The 8,209-nt window shown below is 69.9% G+C and carries 9 protein-coding genes; 4 read left to right on the forward strand and 5 right to left on the reverse strand.

From position 1 onward, the window contains the following. The first annotated feature begins 65 nt into the window (after positions 1-65). Entirely contained in the window at positions 66-1,313 is a 1,248-nt protein-coding gene (locus AB0E85_RS35870) for an ABC transporter substrate-binding protein (protein ID WP_361936480.1), read from the forward strand. A 22-nt stretch (positions 1,314-1,335) separates the two neighbouring features. Here the strand turns inward: AB0E85_RS35870 and AB0E85_RS35875 are convergent, their stop codons facing one another. From AB0E85_RS35875 to AB0E85_RS35890, 4 genes are read right to left on the reverse strand one after another with little or no spacing between them, the layout of a single operon-like run. After that, the gene (locus AB0E85_RS35875) at positions 1,336-2,076 is read right to left on the reverse strand and encodes an ABC transporter ATP-binding protein (protein WP_361936482.1); all 741 of its coding nucleotides are present in this window, start codon (positions 2,074-2,076) and stop codon (positions 1,336-1,338) included. A 2-nt stretch (positions 2,077-2,078) separates the two neighbouring features. Beyond that, on the reverse strand, positions 2,079-2,951 hold the full coding sequence (locus tag AB0E85_RS35880) for an ABC transporter ATP-binding protein (protein ID WP_361936484.1): 873 nt from the start codon (positions 2,949-2,951) through the stop codon (positions 2,079-2,081). After that, the gene (locus AB0E85_RS35885) at positions 2,941-3,933 is read right to left on the reverse strand and encodes a branched-chain amino acid ABC transporter permease (protein WP_361936486.1); all 993 of its coding nucleotides are present in this window, start codon (positions 3,931-3,933) and stop codon (positions 2,941-2,943) included. The genes AB0E85_RS35880 and AB0E85_RS35885 overlap by 11 nt, the downstream gene beginning before the upstream one ends. Positions 3,934-3,943: 10 nt before the next feature. Next, complete coding sequence (locus tag AB0E85_RS35890) at positions 3,944-4,939, reverse strand: branched-chain amino acid ABC transporter permease (protein ID WP_361936488.1); 996 nt, start codon at positions 4,937-4,939, stop codon at positions 3,944-3,946. Between the two features lie 112 nt (positions 4,940-5,051). Between AB0E85_RS35890 and AB0E85_RS35895 the strand changes: the two genes are divergently transcribed. Together AB0E85_RS35895 and AB0E85_RS35900 are read left to right on the forward strand one after the other, a co-directional pair. Further along, positions 5,052-5,975, forward strand: a complete 924-nt coding sequence (locus AB0E85_RS35895) for a methyltransferase domain-containing protein (protein ID WP_361936490.1) — start codon at positions 5,052-5,054, stop codon at positions 5,973-5,975. Positions 5,976-6,149: 174 nt separating this feature from the next. After that, the gene (locus AB0E85_RS35900; protein WP_361936492.1) at positions 6,150-7,151 is read left to right on the forward strand and encodes a hypothetical protein; all 1,002 of its coding nucleotides are present in this window, start codon (positions 6,150-6,152) and stop codon (positions 7,149-7,151) included. Positions 7,152-7,157: 6 nt separating this feature from the next. Here the strand turns inward: AB0E85_RS35900 and AB0E85_RS35905 are convergent, their stop codons facing one another. Continuing rightward, complete coding sequence (locus tag AB0E85_RS35905; protein ID WP_361936494.1) at positions 7,158-7,706, reverse strand: CAP domain-containing protein; 549 nt, start codon at positions 7,704-7,706, stop codon at positions 7,158-7,160. 243 nt (positions 7,707-7,949) lie between these two features. On the opposite strand from AB0E85_RS35905, the gene AB0E85_RS35910 reads away from it, so the two are divergent. Beyond that, positions 7,950-8,192 carry a hypothetical protein gene (locus AB0E85_RS35910; protein ID WP_361936496.1) on the forward strand — a complete coding sequence of 81 codons (243 nt, stop codon included), beginning with the start codon at positions 7,950-7,952 and terminating at the stop codon, positions 8,190-8,192. The last annotated feature ends 17 nt before the right edge of the window (positions 8,193-8,209 follow it).

The following is an 8,209-nucleotide window of genomic DNA, read 5'->3' on the forward strand; positions in this document are numbered from 1 at the left end:
CATGTACAGATGGCGGGCGATGGCCGGCCAGTCGACCACCGCCGCCTGTACGAGCGGAGGCGGAGATGAAAGCGTCGATACGGCGGTCCGCGATCTTCGCGAGCGCGGCCGCTCTTGTGATAGCCGTCTGCGGTACGACCGGCACCGCCCAGGCCGATCCGGGCGATGGTGAGCTCCAGTTCGGCTACGTCCTGCCGGAGACGGGACAGCTGGCCTACCTCGGCCCGCCGCAGATCGAGTCTCTCAAGTTCGCGATAGAGAAGATCAACGACGCCGGCGGGGTTCTGGGCAAGTCCGTGCCGACCGTGGTCTCCAGTGACGAGGCGGGCCAGGAGGCGGTGGCCGCACAGTCGGCCGACCGGGTCCTGGCGGCAGGCGTGGACGCGATCGTCGGTGCCGCGGCTTCCGGCATGTCCCTGGCGTTCATCGACCGGGTGACCGGTGCGGGCGTCGTGCAGTGCTCGGGATCGAACACCGCGCCGACCTTCACCGACTACGAGGACGACGGCTTCTACTTCCGTACCGTCCCGAGCGACGCGTTGCAGGGTCCCATCCTGGCCGATGTCGTCCGCGACGACGGTCACGACCGGGTGGCTCTGGTCGCACGGGCGGACGACTACGGGCGCGGCCTGATGGAGGCCACCCGCGAGACGCTGGAGGAGCGCGGTGCGACGGTGACGCTGGCGGAGACCTACGACCCGAAGGCCAGCAACTTCGACCAGGTCGTCCAGCAGGTGGAGAACTCCGATCCGGACGCCGCCGTGGTGATCGCCTTCGAGGAAGGCACCCAGATCCTGCAAGGCATGATCGAGTCCGGACTCGGGCCCGACCGGATCGGCGTCTACGGCGCCGACGGCCTGCGCAGTGAGGAGCTGCCCTCGCTGGTCGCGCCGGGCCAGCCCGAGAGGCTCTCCGGGATGAAGGGCACCGCCCCGGCCTCGGCGTCGAACGAGCAGTACGTGAAGGATCTCCAGGAGTTCGCGCCGGATCTGAAGGAGCTCCAGTTCGCGCCGCAGGTGTTCGACTGCGCGACGACGATCGCGCTCGCCGCCGAGAAGGCGGAGTCCGACGATCCCGGCGACTACGTGAAGGAGATGAACGGGATCACCAAGGACGGCGACAAGTGCAACTCGTTCGCCGCCTGCAAGGAGCTGCTCGCCGACGGCAAGGACATCGACTACGACGGTGTGAGCGGCCCGCTCGACTTCACCGACCAGGGCGAACCCGGCCAGGCGTCGATCGAGGTGTACGGCTACGACGACGAAGGAAAGCTCCAGACCCTGCGCACCGAGACCAGCAGGGCCGAGGAGTGAGGGAGAGGACGGACAGCGGAGATCAACGGACGCGGGCGAGGGTGCCGAGGTAGAGCTCGATCACCTTCTCGTCGTGCAACAGGGCCGTGCCCGTGCCGGTGTACGCGTTGCGGCCCTGGTCGAGGACGTAGCCGCGGTCGCAGAGCTGGAGGCACCTGCGGGCGTTCTGCTCGACCATGAGCACGGCGACACCCGCGTTGTTGATCATTCTGCACCGGTCGAAGACGTGGTCCTGGTGGAGGGGCGACAGGCCGGCCGACGGCTCGTCGAGCAGCAGCAGCTGCGGCTCCATCATCAGGGCGCGGGCCATGGCGAGCATCTGGCGCTCGCCGCCGGACATGGCGCCGGCCTTCTGCTTGCGGCGGTCGGCCAGCAGGGGGAAGAGCTCCTCGACCGCCGTGACCCGTCGCGCGTGGTCCTTGGGCCGTAGGTACAGGCCCATCCGCAGGTTCTCCTCCACCGTCAGCGTGGGGAACACGTTCTGTAGCTGCGGCACGTAGCCCACGCCCCGCCGGACCATCTCGTGCGCGGGCCGTCCGGTCACGTCCTCGCCACGCAGCCGCACGGTCCCGCCACGGACCCGCAGCAGTCCGAAGACGGCCTTGACCAGGGTCGACTTGCCGGCGCCGTTGGGACCGATCACGCCGACCACCTCGCCCGGCCGCACCTCGACACTGCATCCGCGCAGTACGTCGACGCCCGGCACGTAGCCGGCGACGATCCCGTCGGCCGCCAGCACCGGTGCCTGCTCCTCAGCGGACATCGCTACTCCTCCTCGCCCTGTTCGCCGTTCGCCTCCGGCTCGTCGTGCCGCTTGCCCAGGTAGGCGTCGACGACGGCGGCGTTCCGGCCGATCGTGTGCGGCGGGCCCTCGGCGACCAGGCTCCCGTCGGCCATGACGGCCACCCAGTCGCTGATGCCCATCACCACGTCCATGTCGTGCTCGACGAAGCACACCGTCAGCCCCTCGTCCCGCAGCCGCGTGATGTGTCCGAGCAGCGACTGGGCCAGCGCGGGGTTCACCCCGGCCATCGGTTCGTCGAGCAGGAGCATCACCGGCCGGGTCATGAGGGCGCGGGCGAGTTCCAGCAGTTTGCGCTGTCCGCCGGAGAGGGTGCCGGCGAAGTCGTCGCGCAGGGGTGCGAGCCGGAACCGGTCCAGCAGTTCGTCGGCCCGGCGCTCGGACTCCCGCTCCTGCCCGCGCCACAGCGGCCTCAGCAGCGCGGGCAGGGCCCCTTCGCCGCGTTGCCCGGGTGCGGCGAGCAGCAGGTTCTCCAGCACTGTGAGCCGGGCGAGCGCTCGGGACAGCTGGAACGTACGGACCAGTCCCCGCCGCGCCACCCGGTGTGCCGGGGAGCCGGTGAGCGGCTGCCCTTCGAACGACCACCGGCCGCCGTCGGCCCGGTCGAACCCGCTCACCACGTTGAACAGGGTGGTCTTGCCGGCGCCGTTGGGGCCGATGAGCGCGGTGATGGCCCCGCGCTGCACCTCCAGGTGCTCGACCCGCACGGCGACGAGGCCGCCGAAGGTGCGGGTCACCTGGTCCAGGACCAGCAGGGGGTCGGGCTTGCGCACCCCGGGCTCGGGGTCGATCGCGGAGAGCCGGCCCGCGTGGGGCACGACCGGGTCAGCGGCCACTGAGCAGCATCTCCTTCCGGCTGCCGAGGATGCCCTGTGGCCGGAAGGCGACCAGCAGGATGAGGGCGACCCCGACCAGGGCGAAGCGCACCGCGCCGACCTCCGAGGTGCTGATGAGGTCCGGCGAGATGTGCCCGGCGTCGATGGCCTGGCGCAGCGCGCTGTCGAGGAAGCTGAGGACGAACCAGAACAGGACCGAGCCGACGACCGGCCCGAGGATCCGGCCCGCCCCGCCGAGGACGAGCAGCGTGTACAGGAAGAACGTGACGCCCGGATCGTAGTTGTCCGGGTTCACCGACTGCACCTGGATGGCCTGCATCATGCCCGCGACCGCCCCGATGACACCGCCGAGCGCGAGGCTCTGCATCTTGTAGGAGTAGACGTTCTTGCCCAGGCTGCGCGCGGCGACCTCGTCCTCGCGGATGGACCGGATGACCCGCCCCCAGGGGCTGTGGATCAGCAGGGCGAGCAGTCCTCCGACCACGAGCACCAGTGCCCAGCCGACGATCATCACCCAGAGGTCGCGGGAGCTGAACCGTACGAGCCACACACCGTACGTGCCGGGTTCGATGGGGCTGAGGGCGTAGAAGTCGTTGGCGAAGCGCTGTAGCCCGAACACCCCGCCGGTGACCGGCTCGGCCCAGCTGGACCGGTAGAAGAGCCGTAGCGTCTCCCCCGCGGCGATCGTGGTGATCGCGAGGTAGTCGGCGCGCAGCCGCAGCGTGGGCAGGCCGAGCAGCAGGGCCAGCACGATCGCGCAGGCGATCCCGCCGAGGACACCGAGCCACATCGGGCCGCCGTACGTCGACACCGTGATGGCGAGGCCGTAGCCGCCGACCAGCATGAATCCGACCTGGCCGAAGTTCAGCAGACCGGTGTATCCGAAGTGCAGGTTGAGTCCCATCGCGGCGAGGGCGTAGACGGCGGCAATGGGGCCGATTCCGGAGCGCAGGGCGTCGGAGACGATGGCCGAGAAGTCCATGGCACACCCCTCACCCGACGCGTTCGGCCCGGCCGAGGATGCCCTGCGGCCGGACGAGGAGGACCAGGATGAGAACGAGCAGCGCCCACGCGTACTGGAGGTCGACCGGGAACCACAGGGTGGACATCTGGGCGACGATGCCGATGACGAGGCTGCCGACCATCGCGCCGTAGGCGGAGCCGAGGCCGCCCAGGATGATCCCGGCGAACATGAGCAGCAGGAGCTTGAAGCCCATGTCCCAGGTGACGATCTCCACCAGGCCGAAGAAGACCCCGCCGAGCGCGGCCAGCCCGCCGCCGAGCATCCAGACGAAGAGCACCACCCGCTGCACGTCGATGCCCGACGCCTCGGCGAGGTCCCGGTTGGCGGAGACGGCCCGGACGGCCGTGCCGATCCGCGTCTTCTGTAGGAGCGCGGCGGTGCCGAGCAGTACCAGTACGGAGAGCAGGGTGACGGTGAGGTCCCGCGGGGTGATGCCGGCCGGGCCCAGGTCCAGGGCACTTTGGATGTCGTACTGCGCGTAGGAGGCGGGCCGGGTCCCGTACAGCACGAGTACGACGTGGCGCAGGAGCAGTGAGAGCCCGATGGTGACGATGAACATGTTGATCAGCCCGGTGCCCCGGGCCCGCAGCGGGCGCCAGATGCCCCGGTCGACCGCGCCGCCCAGCAGGGCGCCGAAGACCACCGCGGCGAGGGCGGCGGGGATCAGGTGCCACCCGGGACCGGCCGGGGAGACGTTGAGGAAGAACGCGAAGGTGGCGCCGATGGTGACGAACTCGCCGTGCGCGAAGTTGATCAGATGGATGGTGCCGAAGATCAGTGAGAGTCCCACCGAGGTGATCGCGATGATCACTCCGAACTGGATGCCGTCGATCAGCGCCTGGAGAGCGCGCGCGGCGAACGTGGGCCCGCGCGGGACCTCCTCACCCTGTGCCTGCGCGGAGGCCGTGGGCACCATGACGAGGACCAGGGTGAGGACCGGTACGAGCATCCGCTGACAGCGCATGATGGTTCCGGTGGGTCACGACCATCCCTAATGAGCTCAGTGTAGATACAGGTCGGGGCGGTGAGACAGGCAGCGGACCACAGTTGTGTCCACGGGAAGCAGAGGATGCGGGATGGACGACAGCGGCAGCCTCACCGGTGCCTACAGCGACGACAGCGTGCTCTTCCGGGTCCTCCGGCACCTCGGCTGGGACGCGCTGGCCAACATCGGCTACTTCACCCTGCCCACCCTTCCGGTCGCCGTCGTGGCGGGGCCGGTGTTCTTCCAGCGCCGTCTGGCCCGCCGGTCGCTGGCGCTGCTGGAGGCCCGGCCCGGCCAGCTCGTGCTGGATGCCGGCTGCGGCCGCGGTGACACCACGGCACGGCTCGGCGCCGCCGGGTGCCGGGCGCTGGGGGTGGACATCCAGCCCGCGCAGATCGACCAGGCCCGTCGCCGCTTCGGCAGCCGCTCGGGGGCGCGCTTCGCCGTCGCCGACGCGACGGCTCTGCCACCGCAGGCGGCGGACATCCCGCTCCCGGACGGCTCAGTCGATCGTGTGCACTGCCTGGAAGCCGCCTTCCACTTCGGTCATGAAGGCCGCACGTCGTTCCTGAGCGAGAGCTTCCGGCTGCTGCGCCCCGGAGGGAGGCTCGTCCTCGTGGACGTCACCTCCCGCGGGAATCGGCCGATCGCAACGCTCGACCCGGACGGACTCGTCCGCGACACCTGGCGCTTCGACGACATCGAACCCTACGAGCGCTACCCGCTGATGGCAGCCGCCGCCGGCTTCACCACGCAACGGATGCTCGACTGGACCACCCCCGTCCTCCACCGGGCGGCCCGGCTCTCCGCCCTGTTCGCCGGCACCGCGTCCACCCGGGCCGGGCGACGGGCCCTGTGCGTGCGGTGGCCCGGCCTGCGAGAGCTCGACGCCCGCGAGTGGGACGAGGTCATCGCCATCGTCCGAGCCCACCGTGCCATCGGCCGCGTCACGCGCTACACGGCTTATGTCTTCGGTAAACCCGCCCGCGTGTCCGGATCATCTGAACAGAGGTGATCGGCATTACCTGCTCACCCTCTCCTCCTCTCTGCGACCTGTGTGTCTTTTGACGCGCGTGGGCGTTTCCCCGGGCATTGATGCGTCGAGTCCCAGATGATCATTCCCATGGGATCTCGCGTAATTGAACTTCCGCCTGTGTTCTGCCCTTTGGAATCCGCGCTTCACCCGCGTGTGCGTCACATCGAGAAGCGCGCTGTCGAGTGGATCAGCGGTAGCGGCATGTGCGCCTCCGAGGAGGAACTGGCCTGGGTCGTCGCCACACACAGCGCCGACTTCTATGCACGGTTCGTGCCGCTCGCCGACGACGACCGGCTGCTGGCCACGAGTCTGTGGGTGTACTGGGGATTCGGCTTCGACGACGCGCGGTGCGACGGGGGTCCGCTCAGTACACGTCCGGCGCAGTTCAACGCGCTGGCCTGCCAGGTGCAGCGGGCCTGCGAGACCGATGCGCCGGCCGGCTCCGACCGGTACATCGGTGCTCTGTGCGAGATCGTGCGCATGTTCCGGTCGCTGGGCACGCCTGCGCAGGTCAGCCGGTTCGCGCACGCGCACCGCGCCTGGTTGTCGGGCGTGGCCTGGCAGGTGGGCAATCAGGCGCTGGGCCGGATGCCCGGCCTGGACGACTTCCTGACCATGCGTCTGCTGGCAGCGGGCGGGGAGCCGACGTTCGCGATGCTGGAGATCGCGACGGGTGCCGAGGTGCCCGACCGTGACCTGTACCGGCCTGCGGTGCGAGCACTGACGGAGATGGCCATTCTGGTCGCCGCGCTCGACAACGACCGGCACTCGCTGCCCAAGGAGCAAGCCCGCGACCAGGCCGACCAGAACATCTACACGGTCCTGATGCACGAGCGGGACCTGACGTCGGAACAGGCGGTGGAGGTGGCGCACGGACTGCGCGACCGCGTGCTGCTCCGATTCCTGGAACTGCACGACCGTGTCCGCCCGGCAGCCGGTCCGGAGTTGGCCACCTATCTCCAGGGGCTGCGCTACGGCATTCGCGGCAACAACGAGTGGGGGCTGCGCGTTCCCCGCTACCTCAGTCTCGGCCACTGGCCCGACGAGATGGAGGAGACCGTGCTGACGTGGGCCGAGGAGCCGTCCGACACCCGTCCGGGCCCGTTGGAGGGTGCTCCCGGCGTCGCTTGGTGGTGGGACGGGGACCTGGTCTGAGCGCCCTCAGTGGCCGGTGGCCAGGTCGAGGGTCCACCAGAGGCCTTCGCCGCCCTGCGCGACGCCCACTCCCGCGTGTACGTAACGGCAGGTCAGGATGATGGCCCGGTGCGGCGGACTGTTGATCCAGGTACGGACGGCGGCTTCCGGCGTCGCGGGCCCGGCTGCGATGTTCTCGGCCGTGTGGCGTGGGTGGTAGCCGGCGGCGCGCATGCGGGCGGCGGGGCCGCTGCCGTCGGTTCCGGTGTGGGTCAGAAGCTCCCTGCGGGCCATGTCGGCGCTGTGGGCCTGGGCGGCCCGGTTGAGGGAGGCCCGCAGCCGAACGGGTCCGCAACCGGCCCTGCCGCGGTGCCGGTTGACGGCGGCGGCGACCTCGGCCGCCGCGCTGACGCGAGGCTCGGCCGGTGGCGAGTAGGTGGTCTCGCGCTCGGGTGCGTGGACGGGGCCGAGCCTCGGCAGGGGCCATGGCGGGGGCTGGTAACGGGGCGGCGGCGGCACGGGCGGGCCGCTCCAGGCGAGGAGGGCGCCCGCCATGGCGAGAACGGTTTCGCGCATCCCGATCATATTTCCTCTGCGATTCTTGCGGATTGGGCTTTCCCTTCAAAGCGTAGTCACTTTCCGGAACCCGCACGGCGACCTGATCATGTGAAACATGCGGGCGTGCATACATTCCGCTCTTGTGCGAGCCCTTCGTTCGGGGGAAGTGCGGCGTTTCCCGATACTCCGCGTGTGCCGTGCCGACTAGGCTGAGTTCGCTTTTCCCTCACTCCCACCTCATTTCTGTTTCGGAGGATTTTCATGTCGCAGCGGGTTCGTCGCATTGCTGTTGTGTCTCTGGCCGCGCTGGCGCTCGCCGCGTGTGGAACGGTGACGTCCGCCGCTGCGGCGCAGCCGGCGGCCGTCGCGATCGGTGAGCCCGGTCCGGAAGGTTTCGGCGGCGGAAACGGACACGGCCACGGCAGGCCGCTGCACTTCGGCCCCTTCGAGTTCCCCCGCTACGGCACTGTCTCGGGTGGCTTCTCCTGGGGTGTGCGCGACTAGCACACGCCATCACGTCG

Origin of the sequence: Streptomyces sp. NPDC029044, from assembly GCF_040637495.1 — a bacterium.
Classification (GTDB): domain Bacteria; phylum Actinomycetota; class Actinomycetes; order Streptomycetales; family Streptomycetaceae; genus Streptomyces.

Coding starts and splice junctions, on each gene's coding strand:
- AB0E85_RS35870 (WP_361936480.1), top strand. CDS start 66: ATGAAAGCGTCGATACGGCGGTCCGCGATCTTCGCGAGCGCGGCCGCT.
- AB0E85_RS35875 (WP_361936482.1), bottom strand. CDS start 2,076: ATGTCCGCTGAGGAGCAGGCACCGGTGCTGGCGGCCGACGGGATCGTC.
- AB0E85_RS35885 (WP_361936486.1), bottom strand. CDS start 3,933: ATGGACTTCTCGGCCATCGTCTCCGACGCCCTGCGCTCCGGAATCGGC.
- AB0E85_RS35890 (WP_361936488.1), bottom strand. CDS start 4,939: ATGCGCTGTCAGCGGATGCTCGTACCGGTCCTCACCCTGGTCCTCGTC.
- AB0E85_RS35895 (WP_361936490.1), top strand. CDS start 5,052: ATGGACGACAGCGGCAGCCTCACCGGTGCCTACAGCGACGACAGCGTG.
- AB0E85_RS35905 (WP_361936494.1), bottom strand. CDS start 7,706: ATGCGCGAAACCGTTCTCGCCATGGCGGGCGCCCTCCTCGCCTGGAGC.
- AB0E85_RS35910 (WP_361936496.1), top strand. CDS start 7,950: ATGTCGCAGCGGGTTCGTCGCATTGCTGTTGTGTCTCTGGCCGCGCTG.